General features: G+C 65.7%; 19 protein-coding genes and 1 pseudogene. 11 read left to right on the forward strand and 9 right to left on the reverse strand.

Features of this window, described 5'->3' with window-relative positions:
- Positions 1 to 34 precede the first annotated feature (34 nt).
- A complete protein-coding gene (gene arnT, locus ACA097_RS26650) occupies positions 35 to 1,726 on the forward strand; it encodes a lipid IV(A) 4-amino-4-deoxy-L-arabinosyltransferase (RefSeq protein WP_371367203.1) in 1,692 nt (563 codons plus the stop codon).
- Positions 1,727 to 1,778: 52 nt separating this feature from the next.
- Here arnT and ACA097_RS26655 read toward each other — a convergent pair whose 3' ends face one another.
- Positions 1,779 to 2,687 (reverse strand): GlxA family transcriptional regulator, encoded by a 909-nt coding sequence (locus ACA097_RS26655; protein WP_371367205.1) that lies wholly within the window; start codon positions 2,685 to 2,687, stop codon positions 1,779 to 1,781.
- A gap of 232 nt (positions 2,688 to 2,919) precedes the next feature.
- Between ACA097_RS26655 and ACA097_RS26660 the strand changes: the two are divergent.
- The 4 genes and pseudogenes from ACA097_RS26660 (at position 2,920) to ACA097_RS26675 (ending at position 7,071) form a co-directional block, all read left to right on the forward strand.
- Positions 2,920 to 3,503, forward strand: a pseudogene (locus ACA097_RS26660) (histidine phosphatase family protein).
- A gap of 896 nt (positions 3,504 to 4,399) precedes the next feature.
- Positions 4,400 to 5,692: a site-specific integrase gene (locus tag ACA097_RS26665; protein WP_197539257.1), complete on the forward strand. Its 1,293-nt coding sequence runs from the start codon at positions 4,400 to 4,402 to the stop codon at positions 5,690 to 5,692.
- Between the two features lie 109 nt (positions 5,693 to 5,801).
- On the forward strand, positions 5,802 to 6,452 hold the full coding sequence (locus tag ACA097_RS26670; RefSeq protein WP_371367207.1) for a hypothetical protein: 651 nt from the start codon (positions 5,802 to 5,804) through the stop codon (positions 6,450 to 6,452).
- Between the two features lie 4 nt (positions 6,453 to 6,456).
- A complete protein-coding gene (locus ACA097_RS26675) occupies positions 6,457 to 7,071 on the forward strand; it encodes a metalloregulator ArsR/SmtB family transcription factor (RefSeq protein WP_043252558.1) in 615 nt (204 codons plus the stop codon).
- 232 nt (positions 7,072 to 7,303) lie between these two features.
- On the opposite strand, the gene ACA097_RS26680 is transcribed toward ACA097_RS26675, so the two are convergent.
- Both ACA097_RS26680 and ACA097_RS26685 read right to left on the reverse strand, forming a co-directional pair.
- The gene (locus ACA097_RS26680; protein ID WP_371367210.1) at positions 7,304 to 8,062 is read right to left on the reverse strand and encodes an SDR family NAD(P)-dependent oxidoreductase; all 759 of its coding nucleotides are present in this window, start codon (positions 8,060 to 8,062) and stop codon (positions 7,304 to 7,306) included.
- Between the two features lie 14 nt (positions 8,063 to 8,076).
- Positions 8,077 to 8,856, reverse strand: a complete 780-nt coding sequence (locus ACA097_RS26685) for an SDR family NAD(P)-dependent oxidoreductase (protein ID WP_371367212.1) — start codon at positions 8,854 to 8,856, stop codon at positions 8,077 to 8,079.
- Between the two features lie 92 nt (positions 8,857 to 8,948).
- On the opposite strand from ACA097_RS26685, the gene ACA097_RS26690 reads away from it, so the two are divergent.
- From ACA097_RS26690 to arsJ, 6 genes are all read left to right on the forward strand, one after another.
- Positions 8,949 to 9,851, forward strand: a complete 903-nt coding sequence (locus tag ACA097_RS26690) for a LysR family transcriptional regulator (protein ID WP_371367214.1) — start codon at positions 8,949 to 8,951, stop codon at positions 9,849 to 9,851.
- 161 nt (positions 9,852 to 10,012) lie between these two features.
- Complete coding sequence (locus ACA097_RS26695; RefSeq protein ID WP_371367216.1) at positions 10,013 to 10,369, forward strand: metalloregulator ArsR/SmtB family transcription factor; 357 nt, start codon at positions 10,013 to 10,015, stop codon at positions 10,367 to 10,369.
- Positions 10,370 to 10,388: 19 nt separating this feature from the next.
- Positions 10,389 to 10,859 (forward strand): arsenate reductase ArsC, encoded by a 471-nt coding sequence (locus ACA097_RS26700; RefSeq protein WP_043252546.1) that lies wholly within the window; start codon positions 10,389 to 10,391, stop codon positions 10,857 to 10,859.
- Positions 10,860 to 10,876: 17 nt separating this feature from the next.
- Positions 10,877 to 11,938, forward strand: coding sequence for an ACR3 family arsenite efflux transporter (arsB, locus tag ACA097_RS26705; RefSeq protein WP_371367218.1), 1,062 nt, complete (start codon positions 10,877 to 10,879; stop codon positions 11,936 to 11,938).
- 105 nt (positions 11,939 to 12,043) lie between these two features.
- Positions 12,044 to 13,048, forward strand: coding sequence for an ArsJ-associated glyceraldehyde-3-phosphate dehydrogenase (locus ACA097_RS26710; RefSeq protein ID WP_371367220.1), 1,005 nt, complete (start codon positions 12,044 to 12,046; stop codon positions 13,046 to 13,048).
- Between the two features lie 17 nt (positions 13,049 to 13,065).
- Positions 13,066 to 14,298 (forward strand): organoarsenical effux MFS transporter ArsJ, encoded by a 1,233-nt coding sequence (gene arsJ / locus ACA097_RS26715; protein WP_371367222.1) that lies wholly within the window; start codon positions 13,066 to 13,068, stop codon positions 14,296 to 14,298.
- A 55-nt stretch (positions 14,299 to 14,353) separates the two neighbouring features.
- On the opposite strand, the gene ACA097_RS26720 is transcribed toward arsJ, so the two are convergent.
- The 6 genes from ACA097_RS26720 to tssF all read right to left on the reverse strand — a co-directional run bounded on the left by ACA097_RS26720 (position 14,354) and on the right by tssF (position 19,390).
- Complete coding sequence (locus ACA097_RS26720; protein WP_371367224.1) at positions 14,354 to 14,743, reverse strand: DUF1801 domain-containing protein; 390 nt, start codon at positions 14,741 to 14,743, stop codon at positions 14,354 to 14,356.
- A gap of 81 nt (positions 14,744 to 14,824) precedes the next feature.
- Positions 14,825 to 15,568 carry a type VI secretion system ImpA family N-terminal domain-containing protein gene (locus ACA097_RS26725; RefSeq protein WP_371367226.1) on the reverse strand — a complete coding sequence of 248 codons (744 nt, stop codon included), beginning with the start codon at positions 15,566 to 15,568 and terminating at the stop codon, positions 14,825 to 14,827.
- A 34-nt stretch (positions 15,569 to 15,602) separates the two neighbouring features.
- Positions 15,603 to 16,040 carry a type VI secretion system baseplate subunit TssE gene (gene tssE / locus ACA097_RS26730; protein WP_043252538.1) on the reverse strand — a complete coding sequence of 146 codons (438 nt, stop codon included), beginning with the start codon at positions 16,038 to 16,040 and terminating at the stop codon, positions 15,603 to 15,605.
- A 5-nt stretch (positions 16,041 to 16,045) separates the two neighbouring features.
- Positions 16,046 to 16,585, reverse strand: coding sequence for a type VI secretion system lipoprotein TssJ (gene tssJ / locus ACA097_RS26735; protein ID WP_371367228.1), 540 nt, complete (start codon positions 16,583 to 16,585; stop codon positions 16,046 to 16,048).
- Positions 16,566 to 17,657 carry a type VI secretion system baseplate subunit TssG gene (gene tssG, locus ACA097_RS26740; protein ID WP_043252536.1) on the reverse strand — a complete coding sequence of 364 codons (1,092 nt, stop codon included), beginning with the start codon at positions 17,655 to 17,657 and terminating at the stop codon, positions 16,566 to 16,568. The genes tssJ and tssG overlap by 20 nt, the downstream gene beginning before the upstream one ends.
- Positions 17,621 to 19,390, reverse strand: coding sequence for a type VI secretion system baseplate subunit TssF (gene tssF, locus ACA097_RS26745; protein WP_371367230.1), 1,770 nt, complete (start codon positions 19,388 to 19,390; stop codon positions 17,621 to 17,623). Before tssF ends, tssG begins: the two co-directional genes overlap by 37 nt.
- Between the last annotated feature and the right edge of the window lie 5 nt (positions 19,391 to 19,395).

The following is a 19,395-nucleotide window of genomic DNA, read 5'->3' on the forward strand; positions in this document are numbered from 1 at the left end:
GGCAACCACGCCGGCCAATGAGGAAGTCCTCCCCATGTCTTCGATCACCTCGATCAAAACCGCAGCGGCGGCCAGGCGGCCCGCCACGGTGGCGACCAGCACGCTCCCGGCGTTCGCCTATCCGGCGCTGTTCATCGCCTTCGCGCTGTTCTTCATCCTGCCGCTGGGTTTCCACGGCCTCTGGGTGCCGGACGAAACGCGCTACGCCCAGGCCGCCCAGGAAATGCTCAACAGCGGCAACTGGGTGGCGCCGCACTTCATGGGCCTGCGCTACTTCGAGAAGCCTATCGGCGGTTATTGGCTGATCGCGCTCGGCCAGGCGCTGTTCGGCGACAACCTGTTCGGCGCGCGCATTGCCTCGGCGCTGACCACCGGGGCTACCGTCCTGCTGGTGCATCTGCTGGCCCGTCGGCTGTGGAACGACCCCCTCAAGAGCTGGGCCGCCAGCCTGCTGTACATGACCTTCGGCCTCGCGGCAGGGCAGGCCGGTTACTCCAACATCGACCCGCAACTGGCGCTGTGGACCACCCTCAGCCTGGTCGGCGCCTGGTATGGCCTGGAAGGCCGCAGCCTGCGCGAGCGTGGCTTCGGCTGGCTGGCACTGGGCGTGGCCTGCGCCATCGGCTTCATGACCAAGGGCTTCCTCGCCTGGCTGCTGCCGGTGATCGTGGTCGCACCCTATGCGGTGCTGCAGGGCCGTTGGCGCGAGCTGCTCAAGGGCGGCCCGCTGGCGGTGCTGGTGGCCGTGCTGGTCAGCCTGCCGTGGGTGCTGGCGGTCAACCAGCAGGAGCCGGACTTCTGGAATTTCTTCTTCTGGAACGAGCACATCCGCCGCTTTGCCAGCAGCAATGCGCAACACGCGGCGCCGATCTGGTTCTTCATCCCGATCCTGTTTGCCGGCAGCCTGCCGTGGACCCTGCTGGTGGTGCCCGCGCTCAAGCGCACCTGGGCCGAGCGCCGCGAGCGGCACACCGCGTTCCTCGCGCTCTGGTTCGCCCTGCCGTTCCTGTTCTTCAGCCTGAGCAAAGGCAAGCTGCCGACCTACATCCTGCCGTGCTTCGCGCCGCTCGCCCTGCTGATGGCCAATACCCTGGTGGACAAGCTGCGCCAGCACGACCTGCGCCTGGTGCGCGGCAATGGCCTGCTCAACATGATTCTCGGCGTGCTGTCGCTGCTGGCGTTGATCGGCCTGGAAGTGGCTCACCCGGTGTTCCGCGACCATCCCGCACGCCTGTTCGGGGCGGCTCTGGTCTGCCTGGTCTGGGCGCTGTGCGGCGCCGTCCAGTGGAAGCGCGCAGGTCAGCACTGGTACGCGCCAGCGCTGGCGATCTGGGTGCTGATCGCCGTGCTGCCGGCGTCCATGCCGCAGGTGATCGTCGATAACAAGATGCCGGACCAGTTCATCGCCCAGCACATGGATCAGCTCAAAGGCGCCCACAGCCTGCTGAGCAACGACCTGGGCGCGGCCTCGGCGCTGGCCTGGCGCACCCACCGCAGCGACGTGACCCTGCTCGATGTGGACGGCGAACTGCGCTACGGGCTGAGCTACGCCGACGCCAAGGACCGCAAGATCAATGGCGACCAGCTCACCGCATGGATCGCCGAAAAGCGCAAGGCCGGCCCGGTTGCGCTGGTGCTGCAGGTACCCAAGAACATGCCTTACGAGCTGCCGAAGGACGCCGAGGTGATACGCGAGAACAACATTGTCATGGCGGTACTGAAGTAGGGCTTTCTGGTAGCCAGGTAGTAGAGAAGGGGAGTGACAGGTGCTCGCCCGGTCAGCCCGGCACCCGGCGGGCATCCCGGCGCACCGCCTGCGGGGGCACGCCGAAGCCGCGCATGAAGGCTTCGCGCAGGTGCCGGCGGTCGCGGAAGCCGACTTCGCGGGCCACCACCTCGAGGGAGTGGCGGCTCTGTTCGATCATCAGCCGCGCCGCTTCCAGGCGCAGGCCCTCGATGGCCTTGGCTGGGGATTGCCCGGTTTCGGCGGTGAATACCCGGGTGAACTGGCGCGGGCTCAAATGCACGAAATCCGCCAGCTCCTCGACGCTGATCGGTCGGTTCAGGTGGCTGCGGGCATAGTTCAAGGCGCTCTGGATGCGGTCCGACTTGGGCGCGAGGTCGAGCATTTCCGAGTGCTGCGACTGCCCGCCGGAGCGGTGCTGGTGCATCACCAGCTTGTGCGCCACCGAACGCGCCACGTCGGCGCCCAGGTCCTTCTCCACCATGCCGACCGCGAGGTCGAGCGCGGCGGTCATGCCCGCCGAGGTCCAGATCGAGCCATCGACGATGTAGATGCGGTCGTCTTCCACGGCGATGTCCGCATAGCGCTGCTGCATGTCCTTGGCGTACGCCCAGTGGGTCGTCGCGCGGCGGCCCGCCAGTAGTCCGGCCTCGGCCAGGACGAATCCGCCGGTGCACAGCCCCACGGTGCGCCGCGCCTGGGCGCAGGCCTGGCGCACGAACTCGAGGACATCGGGCGGGGTTTCGGACACCCGCGGGTCGTTGACCCCGATGATGATCCAGGTGTCCGCCAGGCGAGGTGCTTCGAGCGGGCGGGTATCAACCGCAAAGCCCAGCGAAGAACGCACCAGGCCGCCGGCCGGCGAGAAGTTCTCGATGCTGTAGAAGGGCTCCAGAGCGACGAGGTTGGCGTACGAGCCCGCTCGCCAGCGGCTGCTGCCCAATCTGTCGCTGAGCGTGCCGGCTGCTCGCTATCGGAGTTGATTCACTCGGGTTAATCAACGGGGCGAGGGGCCAAGGGGCCCTCGCCTGGTTCGCAGCGCAGCGAACCCGTGGGAAGGAAAAGGAGGAGGGCGGTCCCGTGAAGGACTGGGGCAGGGCATTTAGAGCTCAGGAGACTCACGAGGCCTGACATGACCCGAATCATCCTCGCCCGCCACGGACACGTCGACTGGATTGCCCCGGAACGATTCCGCGGCCGCGCCGAATTCGCCTAGTCTCCGCTCGGTCAGCAGCCAGGCTGCAGCCCTGGCTCGACGAATCGCCGGTAGCTGGCAGCCGCAGGCGATCTACACGAGTCCGCGGTCTCGCTGTGTCGATACCGGTGAGGCCATTGCTAGCGCCACCCAGGCCAATGCTCAGAAGTTGGATGCACTGATGGATATCGACTACGGCCAATGGCAGGGCCTGACGCATGGCGAGGCCGGTGGACGCTGGCCGGCCGAATTGAAGCCTGGCTGGAAACACCGGATCTGGCGGCGATACCCGGCGGCGAAAGCCTGTCCATGGTGCTGGTGCGTGCAACCGACGTACTGCGTACGGTTTTGCAAAGGCATCCGCAACAGACTGTGGTTTTGATCGGCCACTACAGCATCAATCGCGTAATCCTGTTGCATTGCCTGGGCCTGCCATTGGCGAATTACTGGCGACTCAAGCAGGAGCCGTGCTGCATCAACGAGATCGACTTCGACGCGGGCACCAACGGGATTGGAAGGATCAATGAAGTCGGGCACCTGGCAGAAGTCGTCGCCAGCGCCTGACGCAGACGGTCGAGTTGAAACGGCGGAACGGAAGTGGAGCGCAAACGAGAGATTGCCGACGAGACGGCCAAGGGTTCATGCATTACCTAATATAGGATTTAACATAATATACATTATGCGAACTCAAGGGCGATGCGGGCTTGGTCGAGTGCTTCGCATTGCAACGGCTGGAATCCTGCCAAATGCCTTCCTTTATAGATGGCTGCTTTCCAAGCTGCTCGTTTCCTTTTCGGATCAATCCGTTTCGCCCACGGCGGCTTTTGTCTTTCGCCTGATCATCACCATTTTGCTTGTGCTTGCTCCATGGCTTTGCGTTTCGCCAGCGGCAAACGCCTACGCTCGCAGCGCACTCGGCAACCTTGTCAGCGCGTCTCGTTATGCGTGTTGGCTACGTGCGCTGTGTTGAAATCTGTGGAAATGGCTGCACGGATCTACTGCAGATTTCACGTACGCACATTGCGCGCACAGTGAACGCCTGCCATGGAGTCCTTGGGTGCCTTATATAGGGCTGCAACGGATTACGGCCATCCGCACGCCAGATGGCCGGTTCTGGCCGCAGCGGCTAATCAGCGACCGCCAATCGTGGACAAGGTCCGCTTTACGGAAGCCATGGCCTGGCGGCGCTGGACGCCTCGGATGGTGTGACTTTCGCGCATTTGGAACGCCTGCAGCGGACTGGCAGGCCGCCTATCCAGCTACCCCCAAGAAGCAGGTCTTCAGCCACTGAAGCACGGCCTGGATAACGCTGAAACACCCATTCCAGAGCCATCCAAAGTGGTGGTCGCTCCTGGAAGCCCCTCTCGAGAGTCCCCTGGAAACTGATGCAATATCCGATAACAGTCAGACCCGGATATTGCATATACTCCGTTCCCGAATCCCCGTCGCCAGGCTCTAGCATGCCGCTTCAACCGCAACCGCTGTTCGAAACCTTCGAACGCTTCCATGAGCTGAACTTCCTCCAGCTCAATGCCGAACTCCCCGTGGTGCGCGATTACCTGCACGACTTCGCCGAAGACTGCCGCGCCGTCGAGGGCTATTTCGCCATTCGCGGCTTTCTCAAGTCCTACGCCGGCAACGAGGCCACCTACAGCTCCTATCGCACCCATGTCGAACGGCTGCTGCTGTGGGCCCTGCTGATCGCCCGCAAGCCGCTACTCGACCTGCGCCGCAAGGATGCCGAGGCCTTCATGGAGTTCTGCCTCAATCCCCCCGCCGAGTGGATCGGCCCGGTGATCAAGTCGCGCTTCGTGCGTGTCGGCGGGCGCAAGAAACTGGAGTCTGACAGCTATGTCGTGAACCCCGACTGGCGCCCCTTCTCCACCACCCTGGCCAAGCGCGAACGCAAGCTAGCCGCCGAGACGCTGAGCGAGTTGCCCGAGCGCCCTTATCGCATGTCCCAGGGCTCGGTGGCTCAGGTTTTCGCGGTATGTGGCAGCTTCTTCCAGCACGCGATGGACGAAGGCCTGACCGAGGTGAATCCGTTCCGCGCGGTCAAGCAGAAGTCCATCTATAAACAGCGCAACACCTTGGATGTCGCCTCGCGCTCGCTCACCCAGCTGCAATGGAGCTTCGTCATCGAAACCGCAGAACAGATGGCGGCCGAAGATCCACAGCACGAGCGCACGCTGTTCATCGTCGCCACGTTGTTCTCCATGTACCTGCGCATCTCGGACCTGGTCGGCCGCGACAACTGGGAGCCGACCATGGGCGACTTCCGCCGCGATAGCACCGGCAACTGGTGGTTCCACGTGGTCGGCAAGGGCAACAAGGCGGCGAAGATCAGCGTGCGCGACGACTACGTGCAGGACTACCTGGTGCGCTACCGCCGCCACCTGCAGCTGCCTCCCCTGCCCTCGCCCCAGGAAAAGACCGCGCTCATCACCACCCTCAAGGGCCGCGCCGGCCTTTCCGATCGCCATGTCCGATTGCTTCTACAACAGGTCTTCGACCGCTCGCTCAAGCGCATGGCCGACGAAGGCTGGAGCGACGACGAAATCGACCAGCTGCGTTCGGCCTCGCTGCACTGGCTACGCCACACCGCAGCAACCTTCGACGCGCCGCACCGCGACATGAAGGACCTGCAGGCCGACCTGCGCCACAACAGCCTCAGCACCACGCAGAACACCTACTACAACTCGCTCGATGAGCAGCGGGCGCACTCGATCAAGGGGCTCAAGGTGAAGCGCTGAGCTCCTTCTCACGCAAGAAGGCATGGCCTCCTGTCGGGAAAATCAATTACGGCATTTAAATATGCCTTAATTGATTTTGTAGTGTCATCCGCCCCGAGAGGCCACTGCCATGAACATCGGATCATCGATTTTCCTCGCCGTCGTAACCCTCTGCGCCACCAGCATCACCGGCATCCCCTCGGATGCCCAAGCCGCCACACCCTCCGCCGCCGCCTCCGCCCTCGACAACCGCCTGGCCCTTCGTGACCTGTGGCAGGAGCACATCTTCTGGATACGCGACTACGCGCAGGCCAACCAGGCCGGCAACAAGGCCCAGGCCAAAGTGGCCAGCGAACAGGTGGTCGCCAATGCCACCACTATCGCCAACGCCATAGCACCGCTCTACGGACAGCCTGCCGCCGACCAATTGCTCAAGCTGCTGGCCGGGCACTGGGGCGCGGTGAAGCATTACAGTGACGCCAGCGTGGCCAAGGATGCCGCCGGGCGAAAAGCCGCCATCGGCGAGCTGACCAGCAACGCCGGCGCCATTGCCAGATTCCTCGCCGGCGCCAACCCCAACCTCCCCGAGAATGACCTGATCGCGATGCTCAGCACCCACGGTGCGCAGCACATCGCGCAGATCGACCAACTGGCCGCGCATGACTACGCTGGCGAGGCGAAGACCTGGCAAGCGATGAACATGCACATCCAGATGCTCGCCGACGCGCTGAGCGCCGCGCTGGTCAAGCAATTCCCGGACAAGTTCGTAGTCGTGAGGTAGCTGCATGCTGCAAGGATTGGGTCGCACCCAGCAGGACCTGCTCACCGCCCTTCTCTACCAGGCCGGCGGCATGAGCATCGACGAATTGGCCGAACAGTTGGCGGTGACCCGCACCGCCGTACGCCAGCACCTGGCGGCATTGGAACGCGACGCCCTGGTGCTGCGCGGCCCGACCCGTCCCACCGGCCGCCGCCCCGAGCAGCTCTACCTGCTCGGTCCGCGCGGCCGGGAGCTTTTCCCCCGGCAATACCAGGCGCTCGCCGACCTGCTGATCGGCGAGATCGCCGAGATAATCGGCCACCCGGCGCTGGTAGCGCTGATGCGCAAGCTCGGCACCCGCCTTGCCGCCGAACTGGAATCCGCCAGCGTGGACGAGGAGCGCATCGTCCAGCACATGAACGATGCCGGTTACGAAGCGCAGGTGTTCTTCCGCAGTTCCGGCGAGCCGGAAATAGTCGCGCACAACTGCGTGTTCCATCACCTGGCGGGCAGCCACCCGGAAGTCTGCGAACTCGACCTGGCGCTGATCGGCACCCTGGGCGGCGCCGACGTCGAGCATCTCGAATGCATGCTGCGCGGCGGCCAGGTCTGCCGCTTCCACCTGCAGCGGACATCCTGAGTCCGCCGCTGGGCCGTCAGTTGCCGTTCTTGGGCTGCGGCATGTACAGGGAGACGAGATCGAGGCAGGCAGTGAAGACTTTGCCCCCTGTCAGAGCCGGAGAGGGATGGCTTGTCTGGAGCCAAATCGGGCTACGGCGAGTCGATGCAGCGATTTGCTTCCGAGCCCTCGAGACGTGCTGATCGACAGTGCGCGCCCCGGCGATGCCACGCCGAAGCCGGGGCGCGCCCCCTCAGTTCCCCGCCGACAACCCGCAGTCGATGGCCAGGTCCGCTCCGGTGATCGAACCGGCGCCCGGCTGGCAGAGGAAGTAGACCAGCTCGGCCACCTCCGCCGGCTGGATGAAGCGCGCACGTTCGCCCTGCGGGTACTTGGCCAGCAAGTCGGCGTAGTAGCCCTGCGGATCGCCGGCGCCATAGGTATCGGCCTGGTACTTGAGCATCGGCGTTTCGATGTCGCCGGGCGAGACGGCGTTGCAGCGCACACCGGCCGGGGCCAGGTCCAGCGCCAGGGTCTTGCTCAGCAGCGTCACCCCGCCCTTGCTGGCGCAATAGGCCGCGGCGTTGCGGTTGCCCTGGCGGCCGGCGTCGCTGGAGATGTTCACGATGGCGCCCTGGCTGGCCTTCAGGTGCGGGATGGCGGCCGAGCACATGAAGAAGGTGGCCTTGAGGTTGACGTCCAGCACCAGGTCGAAGTCGTCCTCGCTGAACTCTTCCACCGGGCCTTCGCGCCAGACGCCGGCGGCGTTGACCAGCGCATCCAGGCGCCCGCCGGCTTGCAGCGCGGCCTCGACGACCGTGCGGCAGGTCGCGGGTTGGCGAATGTCGCCGGCTCGCTGCCCGGTCAGTGGGAAGTCGGCGGCAAGCTGCGCCAGCCCGGTTTCGTTCAGGTCGGTGGCGAAGACGCGCCAGCCGCCGGCGATGAAGCGTTCCACCAATGCGCGGCCTACGCCGCCGCAGGCGCCGGTGATCAGAACCACGGGAGTGTTCATGTGCGTCTCCTCGCTCAAGGCGCCTTGTTCTCGACCAGGCAGTTGCCGCCATCGACCACCAGCAGCTCGCCGGTGATGTAGCTGGCTTCCGGCGAGGCCAGGAAGGCCACTGCCGCTGCCACTTCTTCCGGTTTGCCGGCGCGGCCGATGGGCGTGTAGCTGGCGGCGTGGGCTTCCTCTTCGGTGGACGAGGCGGTCTCGATCCAGCCCGGCGCCACGCTGTTCACGGTGATGCCCTGCTTGGCCACCTCCAGTGCCAGCCCCATGTTCAGGCCGACCATGCCGGCCTTGGCCGCGCTGTAGGCCGCCTCGCCGGGGTTGCTGCCGCGCGTGCCGGTGGTGGAGCTGATCTGCACGATGCGCCCGTAGCCGCGCGCCTGCATGCCCGGCAGCACCGCGCGGGTCAGCAGGAAGGCGGTGGTGAGGTTGCGCGCCAGCGACAGGTTCCAGGTCGCCAGGTCCATCGTCGCCACCTCGGCGAAGGGCTCGGGGCTGCCCTGCATGGCCATGCCGGCGTTGTTCACCAGCACGTCGATGCGGCCCCAGCGCGCTTCGGCCCAGGCGGTCAGTTCCAGCACCTGCTGCTCGTCGGTCAAGTCGGCGGCGCGGCCCTCGGCCTCGAAGCCTTCGGCGCGCAGCTGGGCCACACGTTCGGCGATGCGCGCGCTGCTGGCGGTGACGATCAGCCGCGCGCCGGCCTGCCCGAGACGCCGGGCGATAGCCATGCCGATGCCGTGCTCGCTGCCGGCGCCGCTGACCAGCGCCACTTGTTCCTGCCATTGCGGTTTGGACACGGGGATTCCCTCTCACTGTTGTTGTGAGGGGCAATCTATGTTCAGCTCGCTGACGATAAAAGACGATCGTCATCAGGTTTACTGACAACGCCATGGCATTCAGCAGCGATTCCCTGACCCTCTTCCTTGCCGTGCTCGACAGCGGCTCCTTCTCGGCCGCCGCGCGCAAGCTCGGCCGCGTGCCCTCGGCGGTGAGCATGGCCATTGCGCAACTTGAAGCCGAACTCGACCTGGTGCTATTCGACCGCGCCTCACGCAAGGCGCTGCCGACGGCCGCCGCGCTGGCCCTGGAGCCGCAGGCGCGGCAGGTGGTCGCCCAACTCAACCTGCTCGACGCCCAGGCCCTGCAACTGCACCAGGGCCTGGAGCGCCGGCTGGTACTGGCGATGGCGCCGGAGCTGCAGACCGGACGCTGGAGCCGGCCGTTGGAAAAGCTCGCCGAGCGCTTCCCGAACCTGCAGATAGAAGTCCGCTCAGCGCCGCAGACTGAGGCGGTACGCATGCTCCACGAAGGCAGCGCGCAATTGGCGCTGGTGTTCGAGCGCCCCGGCATCGACGAGCGCGAATCCTTCCTCGAAGCCGGTAGCCAGTTGCTGATCGCAGTCGCCTCGCCCCGCCATCCGGTGGCCCAGGCCATCGACGAGCCGATGGCCGAGGAAAGGCTGGCCGAACAGCGGCAGATCATGGTGGCCTCGGGCGAGCCGACCGGCTCGGACCCGCGCCTGGTGCTGTCGCGGCGCATCTGGCTGACCGACAGCTACCTCGCGACCCTTGAGCTGGTGCAATCCGGCCTCGGCTGGGCCTACCTACCGCAGCCGTTGGTGCAGCCGCTGCTCGACGCCGGCAGCCTGCGCGAGGTGCGCTTCAGCAACATGGCCAGCCGCCTGCGCCTGTGGGTCGACGTGCTCTGGATCAAGTCACGCCCGCTGGGCCTGGCGGCAAAGCTGTACCTGGACCTGCTGCGCGAGGACAACGCGCACTACGAGTCGCGCTAGATCGGCGGATCGTCGGCCTGGCGACCCCGCCTCAATCACACCCCGGCGCCTGGGCACCGGCGCGAGCTGTCAGCATTTCTTTCTTGCAATACATGCGAAATTCCATATATTCGAAAAATCGAATATCTGCACCTTCCTACGTAATAGGAGCCAGCACAGCCATGCCTGAACAGCTGACGCCCATCCAGGTTTTCAAATGCCTCGCCGACGAGAATCGCCTGCGGATGATGCTGCTGATCGCCCGCGAACAGGAGCTCTGCGTCTGCGAGCTGACCTGCGCCCTCGACGAAAGCCAGCCAAAGGTCTCGCGGCACCTGGCGCAACTGCGCACTTGCGGCCTGCTGGCTGACCGTCGCCAGGGGCAATGGGTTTATTACCGCCTGCATCCGCAGCTGCCGGATTGGGTTCGCCAGGTGCTGCTGACGACGCTGGACGCCGACCGTGCGTGGCTCAGTGCAAGTGCCAAGCGCCTGGAAAACATGGGCGACCGCCCCGCGCGCGTCGCGGCCTGCTGCTGACCGCCGAGGAGACGATTCGATGAAAGTCCTGTTCCTCTGCACGGCCAACAGCTGCCGCAGCATCCTGGCCGAAGCGCTCTTCAATCACCTCGCCCCCGCCGGCATGCGCGCCTACAGCGCCGGCAGCCTGCCCCGTGGCGAAGTGAATCCGCTGAGCCTCGCCGCCCTGCAACGTGCCGGCGTTTCCACCCAGGGGCTCGCCAGCAAGTCGACCGATGCGCATGCAGACCTGGCGCCGGATTTCGTCATCACGGTCTGCGACAAGGCCGCGGGCGAGGCCTGCCCGGTGTTCTTCGGGCCGGCAACGAAAGCCCACTGGGGATTGGCCGACCCTTCCGAGCTGCCGGGCAGCGCGGCCGAACGCGAGGCCGCGTTCGACGCCACGCTCGCGCATATCGAAAGGCGCATCTCGGCTTTTCTGGCGCTGCCGTTCGAGCAACTCGATTGCGACAGGCTGAAGACCGAACTGGCCCGAATCGGAACGCTCTGACGCAACGGGAGACCCGCATGAGCAAGAGTCGCCTCTCCTTCCTGGATCGCTACCTGACGGTCTGGATCTTCCTCGCCATGGGCCTGGGCATCGGCCTGGGCAGCCTGTTCGCCGGGCTGCCCGGCTGGCTGAACGGCCTGTCGGTGGGCACCACCAACCTCCCCATCGCCGTCGGCCTGATCGTGATGATGTATCCGCCGCTGGCGCGGGTGAACTACGAGGAGCTGCCGCAGGTTTTTCAGGACAGGCGCATCCTGGCCCTGTCGCTGATCCAGAACTGGGTCGTCGGCCCGGCGCTGATGTTCGTCCTGGCGGTGGTCTTCCTTTCCGACCGACCGGAATACATGACCGGCCTGATCCTCATTGGCCTGGCCCGCTGCATCGCCATGGTGCTGGTCTGGAACCAGATCGCCGGCGGCAGCAGCCAATACGTCGCCGGGCTCGTGGCCTTCAACAGCCTCTTCCAGATCCTCTTCTTCAGCCTCTACGCCTGGTTTTTCCTGGGCGTTCTGCCGCCGCTGTTCGGCCTGGAAGGCAGCGTCATCCACACCGGTTTCCTCGACATCGCCCAGTCGGTGCTGATCTACCTGGGCATCCCGTTCCTGGCCGGTTTCCTGACCCGCAAGCTGCTGATCAAGCGCAAGGGCGCCCAGTGGTACCAGGAGCGCTTCATCCCGCGGATCAGCCCGCTGACGCTGGTGGCGCTGCTGCTGACCATCGTCGCCATGTTCAGCCTCAAGGGCGACCGGGTGCTGGAACTGCCGCTGGATGTGCTGCGCATCGCGCTCCCGCTGACGATCTACTTCGTGGTGATGTTCTTCATCAGTTTCTGGATGGGCAGGGTGCTGGAGGCGGACTACCCGCGCACCACCGCGCTGGCATTCACCGCCGCAAGCAACAACTTCGAACTGGCCATTGCCGTGGCCATCGCCACCTTCGGCCTCGCCTCGCCGGTCGCCTTCGCCACCGTGATCGGGCCGCTGGTGGAAGTGCCCGTCCTGATCACGCTGGTCGGTGTTGCCGGCTGGCTCAAGCGCCGCTGGTTCGACCCGGCCGCCGGCACGCTTTCGCAGGAATGAAGTCGTGACCGCCAGCATTCCCAGCCAAGCTTCGGCCTTGAAGGCACGCCTCCAACACGACAACCCAATGTCGACCACTCGTTAACCGCATCAGAGAACACGAGCATGACCATCAAAGTAGGTATCAACGGATTCGGACGTATCGGTCGCCTGGCGCTGCGCGCGGCCTGGGACTGGCCGGAACTGGAATTCGTACGGATCAACGACCCGGCCGGCGATGCCGCGACCCACGCCCACCTGATCAACTTCGACTCGGTTCACGGCCGCTGGCACCACGAAGCGAGTGCCGACGGCGACTCCGTGCTCATCGACGGCAAGCGCATCGCGGTCACCGCCAACAAGGCCATCGCCGACACCAACTGGTCGGACTGCGACCTGGTGATCGAGGCCAGCGGCAAGATGAAGACCGTCGCCGTGCTCCAGGCCTACCTGGACCAGGGCGTGAAGCGCGTCGTGGTCAGTGCTCCGGTCAAAGAAAAAGGCGCGCTGAACGTCGTCATGGGGGTAAACCAGCATCTGTTCGATCCGGCGCAGCACCGTATCGTCACCGCAGCCTCCTGTACCACCAACTGCCTGGCGCCGGTGGTCAAGGTCATCCACGAGAACCTCGGCATCCGCCACGGCTCGATCACCACCATCCACGACCTGACCAACACCCAGAGCATCCTCGACCAGCCGCACAAGGACCTGCGCCGCGCCCGGGCCTCGGGCATGAGCCTGATCCCCACCACCACTGGCTCGGCCACCGCCATCGCGGAAATCTTCCCCGAGCTGCGCGGCCGCCTTAACGGCCACGCCGTCCGCGTTCCGCTGGCCAATGCCTCGCTGACCGACTGCGTGTTCGAGGTCGAGCGGGAAACCAGCGTCGAAGAGGTCAACCGCCTGCTCAGGCACGCCGCCGAGAACGAACTGAAGGACATCCTTGGCTACGAGGAACGTCCACTGGTGTCGATCGACTACCGTACCGACCCGCGCTCCTCGATCATCGACGCGCTCTCCACCATGGTCGTCAACGGCACCCAGGTGAAGCTCTACGCCTGGTACGACAACGAATGGGGCTATGCCAATCGCACCGTCGAACTGGCGAAAATGGTCGGCCTGGCCGGTTGAGGGAGCAGGACACGAACATGAAGGCGCTCTCGTCGCTCGCTCCGGAAGTCCGGCAGTACCTTCTGGTGACGGCCAACTACTGGGCATTCACGCTTACCGATGGCGCCTTGCGCATGCTGGTGGTGCTGCACTTCCATTCGCTGGGGTATTCGCCCCTGCAGATCGCCACGCTGTTCGTGTTCTACGAATTCTTCGGCGTCGTCACCAACCTGGTGGGCGGCTATCTCGGCGCGCACATCGGCCTGAACCGCACCATGAACATCGGCCTCGCCATGCAGGTGGTGGCGCTGCTGATGCTCGCGGTTCCGGCGGTCTGGCTGACCATCCCCTGGGTGATGGGCGCACAGGCCCTGTCGGGCATCGCCAAGGACCTCAACAAGATGAGCGCCAAGAGCTCGATCAAGCTCCTGGTGCCCGACGCCCAGCAAGGCAAGCTCTACCAGTGGGTGGCGATCCTCACCGGCTCGAAGAACGCGCTCAAGGGCGTGGGCTTCTTCCTCGGTGGCGCGCTGCTGGCGCTGTTCGACTTCAGGGGCGCGCTCCTGGTGATGGCCCTGGTGTTGGGCCTGGTCTGGGTCGGCAGCCTGCTGTCGCTAAAGAAGGACCTGGGCAAGGCCAAGGCCAAGCCGAAGTTCCGTGACATGCTCTCCAAGAGCCGGGCGATCAACATTCTCTCTGCCGCACGGATGTTCCTGTTCGGTGCGCGGGACATCTGGTTCGTGGTCGCCCTGCCCGTCTACCTGAGCGAAACCTTTGGCTGGAGCTTCTGGCTGGTCGGCGGCTTCCTCGCCGCCTGGGTGATCGGCTACGGCATCGTCCAGTCCTTCGCCCCGGCCCTGACCGGCAAGCGCCGCGGCCATGTCCCCGAAGGCCGCGCCGCCTTCGCCTGGGCGCTGCCGCTGGCCGTGCTACCGGCGGCGATGGCCAGCGGTCTGGCTATACACCCGGCGTCGGAAGGGGTGCTTCTGGGCGGGCTGTTGTTGTTCGGGGCGCTCTTCGCGGTGAACTCCTCGCTGCACAGCTACCTGATCGTCTCCTACGCCAAGGAGGACGGCGTGTCGCTGGACGTGGGCTTCTACTACATGTCCAACGCCATGGGACGGTTGATCGGCACCGTGCTTTCCGGCGCGGTTTTCCAGGCCTATGGCCTGAACGCCTGTCTCTGGATATCGGCAGCTTTCGTCCTGCTGGCCGCGCTCATCTCGACCGCCCTGCCCCGGCACGCGGCGGTTGCCGCGAGTCCGCGCTAAGCGGTGATGGCGCGATACGGAGCCTGCTCAAGGAGCGGGTTTTGCCACCCTCGCCTTAGCTGCCTGAGGTATTGAGCGCCACCGCCGAACGGATCAGCGCCTTGAACGCGGTCTCGTCGAGCGTATCGTCGACGCGAATATCGATGGCGCGGCGGGTATTACCCTCCAGGCTGGCGTTGAACAGGCCCGCAGGGTCTTCGAGCGCCGCGCCCTTGGCGAAGGTCAGCTTCACTACCTGCTTGTAGGTTTCCCCGGTGCACAAGATGCCGCCGTGGGACCACACCGGCACCTGCCACTTCCACTCCTCCACCACCTCGGGATCGGCCTGACGGATGAGCGCGCGGACGTAGGCAAGCCGCTCGCCGCGCCAGTCGGCAAGTTCGGCGATGCGTGCATCGATGTGCCTTGTAGCTTCTTCGGTCGGCGTGAGTTTTTGCGTGGTCACGGCATTTCTCCCAGGAGTGCCCGGCATGACGGCGATGTCCGGGAACACTAGACCATCGGCGCGGACTTGCCCGCGCTTCTGTTAGCCCAGGTACCAATGCAACGCGACAAGCAGCCCTGCGAGAGCCAGCAAGCCGCCGACCTTCACAGGCCTGGCCCAGCGCGGAGCGACCGGCACCGGCTCAGAGGGAACGGGCGCCTGGACCACGTAGACCAGCCGCTGGTAAGCGGCCGGTACATCGGGCTGCCGCTCGCTGATCTCCACGTCAGGCGTTGCAGGTACTGCAGGCGCCTCAAGGCGATCGCGTTCCCGATCCAGGCGAACGACCAGGCGTTCGAGCTGCGCCTGCAACGCCTGGAGCGGGTGCAGCGGCAGCGCCACCTCGCGCTCCAGGACGGCGTCCAGCGCCTGCAGATCGCCCTGTATGCGCTTGAGCGACGACAGATCGGCCTGCGTACCGTCGATCCGCCGCAACCGGGGCTGCAAGTGACTGAACAGCCAGGCGAGGATTTCCAGCCGCGCCGGCAGGGCTGGTGGCCAGAAGCGAGGCCAGTCCGTCTGCAATTGAGCGCGGATCAGCGCCAGCCCCTCCTCCAGTCCGGCCAGGCCATGCAGATGTGTCCGGGCCAAGGCATAGGCGCTCGCCGACTGCAGCTCCACGCCGTTCTCCTTGAACAGCGCCAGGCTCAGCTGCTCGACCTGCGGCCAATCCAGGTCCGGGCGGGCCGGATGGCTCAACTTTCCCAGCTCGGCGCGCAGCGCAATGCAGGCAGCAAGGCCACGCGGATCGCCGCCAAGTTGCAGGTTCGACTCGGGCAGGCTCATGGGCGCCCTCCTTCGCGGGGTGAGATTTGGCGCTTCATTGCGAGAGGTAATTCATGCGCTTCAGGTGACGCAGAAGCACCTTGCCTTCGGGTGCCAGCGTGGTGCCGAAGGTTGCTCGGGCTCCGCCGCGCAGCTCCACATTCAGGGCATATTCAAGATGCCCGGGGCGCTGCTGCGGCAGCAGTTCGATGTGCACCGACGCCAGGCGCGGTTCGTACTTGAGCAGCGTCGTGCGCATGGTTTCGATCAGCCCGTGGGCGGTGCCGGGCAAGCCCTGGAGGATGTGGCTCATGTCCGGCAGGCCAAGGTCGGGCAGATGGGCGAGCGTGCCGGCGCGGCCATTGAGGATGCGCTGCAGGTTGTCCAGCACCGAGAGGATCGGCTGGTCCTCCTCGCGCACGCGGTGCAGGTCCAGCTCGCCGCTGAAGTTCTGCAGCAACAGTTCGTAGAGCGAAGGGTTCTGCTCGCCCATCGGCGTCAATCCTCCTGCATCGGCAAGAGGGTCAGGGCGCTGTCACCGAGTTCGAGCGTCCGCGGAAGGTCAGGGTCCAGTTCCTCGCGGGCGAGGACCAGGCGCCAGTTGCCCTGCGCCGCCTCCGGCGAGCGAAACAGCCCGACCACGGCGACGAACTGCGCTTCGGCGGCCAGCGGCACGTTGAACTGCGCGCCCTCGCCCGGCTTCACCAGCACCGCCTGCTGGTCCAGCAGGTCTTCAGCCAGGACGCCATCGGCATCACGCAGCAGGTCCTGGTAGTCGGCCTTGTCCAGGGCCTTGCGGTCGCGCAACTGGTAGACGCGCAACAGCGTCGATACCGACAGCGCCGACATGTCGCGGGTATCTGTGTTCAACGCGGTGCGAGCGCTGAAGTCCAGGTGCAGGACCTTCACCTGCTTGTAGAACAGGCCATGGGCGAAGGAGCTGGTGCCATCCGCCACGCGCTGCGTCAGTCCGCAGCCGCTCAGCCAAAGGCCGAGCGCGGCCAGGGCCAGCAATGATCTAGAAGCGGTAAGCGACATATTCGGTGTTCCTGGTTCTCGGGTTTTCGGTCAGGCCGCGATAGCAGCCCAGGTTGATCTCTATGCAGGCTTCTTCCGGCGCGGCGCTGTCGTCCGGCCGCAGCACGGCAGTCATGCCCAGCAGCAGCGCCGGCTCGCCCAGCGTGGGGCGTGGCACGCACGACAACGGCAGCGACAGGTGCAGGCTGGCCATGCATCGCCAGCCCAGGTACACGCGCAGCAGCACCAGCAGGTCGCTGTGCAACTGCCCGCCGGGCAGCCAGCCTTGCGCCTCGCGGAAGTCATCGGTGTGCAGTTCGAGGCGAAGCTGGCTGTTGGCATCCGCCCCCAGGGCGCCGAGCGGCGTTCCCTGGGCGAGGCAAACCGGGGTTTCGCGCGACAGACTGGCCGGCTGATCCAGCGGCACCTTGCGCGGCCAATGGGGTTTCACCCGGGCCTGCGTGGCCGGTGCGAGCAGCCTCACCAGCGCCCCTATGCCTTCGGCATTGCGGGTCGGCAGGCGCATCACGCTCAGCAACGCAAGGAAGCGCGACACCGGCGTGGCGATGTGCTCGGCCGTCCCGGGGATGCCCAGGCCGATCAGCCCGAGCAGGCACTGCGAGGTGTCATCCGCCCCGCCCGCCCTGAAGCTCGCCGGGTACGAGTACTTGCGCCAGATGCGGTAGAACTGCGTGAAGATCCGGTGGTTGAACAGGTCGAGGAAGGCTTCCAGCGCCTCGTGCCCTTCCCTGCGCTGGGCGATGTCGTCGAGGTAGGCGGTCGGCATCGGCGAGTCCACGCCGTACAGCCCGAGCAGTTGCGTACGCACTGTCGGCGGGCGCTCCGGATGCTCCTCGTCCCACTCGATGGCCTTCAGCTCTCCGGCCGGGAAACCCATGCCCGGATGCGGACGGAAGCGCACCAGGTCATCGGCAGGGCGACTGGTGCTGCCCAGCGGCGGGTTGTCCGGCGCGGCGGCTTCCAGCAACTGGCAGAAGCGGTACAGGTTGGCTTCGGCGACGCGCCCGCCGAGGGCTTCCAGCAGCCCGCTGGCGTTCAGCCGGGAATCCGCTGGCTGTGGTTCTCGTTCCATCGCAGGCTCTTTCCGGAAGGTTGCAGGATCAGCGTCAGCTGGTTGAACAGGTGGATGTCGGCATACAGCGCGAAGAAGCGGTTGAGCATCTCGCCGAACAGGCAGATGTCGCCTTCACCGGCAAAGCCGTTGGCGTCGAGCGTCACCTCGATGTCCACGCCGCGCAGCAGGAAACCCTTCTCGAAGCGCTGGATCAGGTGGTGGCGTACGTCGACGATCGCCGCCAGCCGCCGCCGGTTGAGTTCGTCGCCGGTCCAGTCGTAGAGCGCCAGGGTGCCGCGCAGCACCTCGGCGTTGTCCAGCATCGGCAGGAAGTTCGAGCCCAGGTGGCTGAGTACCCGCCAATGGAAGCGATCGCGATTGGGCGGGTAGCACGGCAGCGTCGGCGCGCAGAGATTGCGCACCTTCAGGCCGACTTGAGTGGTCTTCACCGGGGTGTCCAGCAGGGTGCTCTGCAGGGCCTTGCGCGGCAGTTGGCCGTTGGTCCCGGTCAGGCGCAGCGACAGGCTCTCGCCGCCGTGCAGGCGATCCTTGTCGAAACCCTCGCCACCGAGGATCAGCCAGGTGTCGTGCATACCGTTGGCGCCACGCTTCATCCGCGTGTGGAAGTAGCGCTCCGGCGCCTCGTCGCGCAGCATGCCGCCCTTGTGGCGGAAGCTGGTGAACGGCACGTAGGCAAGCTGCTTGCCGTTCTTCGAGGAAGTCACGCTGTCCACCGAATAGATTTCGGTATGGCCGTCCTGCAGGCGCATGGGGCGCAGCAGGTAGTCCGTCTGCAGCGGCGCCAGAGGCATCGGGTCTGCCTCCAGTGGGAACAGGTTGATGACCGGCACTGCATGCAGGCGCAGGTGCTCGGCCTCGAGCGCGAGCTCATGCGGCCATTGCCCGGCCAGGACCACTTCCAGCTCGAACCAGTTCATGCCCTGGACCAGGCCAATACGATCCAGGCCACAGAGGGTCACGAACATGAACTTCTCGCGGAAGCTGAAGTACTCCAGCAACAGCTGGTATCCGCTGAAGGCGGCGTCACCTTTCGGCCAAAGACGATCCTCCTCGCCGAAGCCCCTGGCGGCGAAATGGCCGTCCAGCGGCTGGCGATCGGTCTGCCCCGGCGTGCGCACATAGAGCGCCTGCACCTGGCGGGTCAGGGCCTGATGCAAGGCGCAGGCGATCGGCGCGTCGGCGTTGAGGTACAGCGGCAGGCGCGACAGGTCGGCCTGGGCCCAGTCGTACAAGGACCCGCAGCTGAAGCGCAGGCGCAGCACTGAGCGCCCGTCCGGTTCACTGGCCACCTGCAGCGAGTCGAGCTTGAGCGGATGCAGGGTGATCTCCTGCGTGGTGCTGTAGTGGCAGCGGGTACGCTCCGGCCCTATGGGCTGCGAGAGCACCTGGAAGCCGGCGGCGAGGGTTTCGCTGGACTTCATCTCGCGGTAGTCCGGCGCCAACTCGATCACCGACAGGGACGGAATGGTCCGCAGGTAATGCGGCCAGAGCAGGCTGACCAGGCCCTCGGTCAGCTCGGGGAGGTCGTCGTCGAGTTTCTCGCGCAGCCGCCCCATGAGGAACGCAAAGCCCTCGAATAGCCGCTCCACGTAGGGGTCGCGGGCGCCGGCCTTGTCCAGGTTGAGTTGCGCCGCACGGTCCGGGAAGGCCTCGGCGAACTCCTTGCCGGCCTCGCGCAGGTAGCGCATCTCGGCATCGAAATAGCGCAGCGTCAGGTTGTCCATGCTCACAGTGG

This window comes from Pseudomonas sp. QL9 (genome assembly GCF_041409665.1).
Classification (GTDB): Bacteria; Pseudomonadota; Gammaproteobacteria; order Pseudomonadales; family Pseudomonadaceae; genus Pseudomonas; species Pseudomonas knackmussii.

What these genes read in the sequence shown, in the direction of transcription:
- arnT (WP_371367203.1), top strand. Translation starts at nt 35, where the DNA reads ATGTCTTCGATCACCTCGATCAAAACCGCAGCGGCGGCCAGGCGGCCC.
- ACA097_RS26665 (WP_197539257.1), top strand. Translation starts at nt 4,400, where the DNA reads ATGCCGCTTCAACCGCAACCGCTGTTCGAAACCTTCGAACGCTTCCAT.
- ACA097_RS26670 (WP_371367207.1), top strand. Translation starts at nt 5,802, where the DNA reads ATGAACATCGGATCATCGATTTTCCTCGCCGTCGTAACCCTCTGCGCC.
- ACA097_RS26675 (WP_043252558.1), top strand. Translation starts at nt 6,457, where the DNA reads ATGCTGCAAGGATTGGGTCGCACCCAGCAGGACCTGCTCACCGCCCTT.
- ACA097_RS26680 (WP_371367210.1), bottom strand. Translation starts at nt 8,062, where the DNA reads ATGAACACTCCCGTGGTTCTGATCACCGGCGCCTGCGGCGGCGTAGGC.
- ACA097_RS26690 (WP_371367214.1), top strand. Translation starts at nt 8,949, where the DNA reads ATGGCATTCAGCAGCGATTCCCTGACCCTCTTCCTTGCCGTGCTCGAC.
- ACA097_RS26695 (WP_371367216.1), top strand. Translation starts at nt 10,013, where the DNA reads ATGCCTGAACAGCTGACGCCCATCCAGGTTTTCAAATGCCTCGCCGAC.
- ACA097_RS26700 (WP_043252546.1), top strand. Translation starts at nt 10,389, where the DNA reads ATGAAAGTCCTGTTCCTCTGCACGGCCAACAGCTGCCGCAGCATCCTG.
- arsB (WP_371367218.1), top strand. Translation starts at nt 10,877, where the DNA reads ATGAGCAAGAGTCGCCTCTCCTTCCTGGATCGCTACCTGACGGTCTGG.
- ACA097_RS26710 (WP_371367220.1), top strand. Translation starts at nt 12,044, where the DNA reads ATGACCATCAAAGTAGGTATCAACGGATTCGGACGTATCGGTCGCCTG.
- arsJ (WP_371367222.1), top strand. Translation starts at nt 13,066, where the DNA reads ATGAAGGCGCTCTCGTCGCTCGCTCCGGAAGTCCGGCAGTACCTTCTG.
- ACA097_RS26725 (WP_371367226.1), bottom strand. Translation starts at nt 15,568, where the DNA reads ATGAGCCTGCCCGAGTCGAACCTGCAACTTGGCGGCGATCCGCGTGGC.
- tssE (WP_043252538.1), bottom strand. Translation starts at nt 16,040, where the DNA reads ATGGGCGAGCAGAACCCTTCGCTCTACGAACTGTTGCTGCAGAACTTC.
- tssJ (WP_371367228.1), bottom strand. Translation starts at nt 16,585, where the DNA reads ATGTCGCTTACCGCTTCTAGATCATTGCTGGCCCTGGCCGCGCTCGGC.
- tssG (WP_043252536.1), bottom strand. Translation starts at nt 17,657, where the DNA reads ATGGAACGAGAACCACAGCCAGCGGATTCCCGGCTGAACGCCAGCGGG.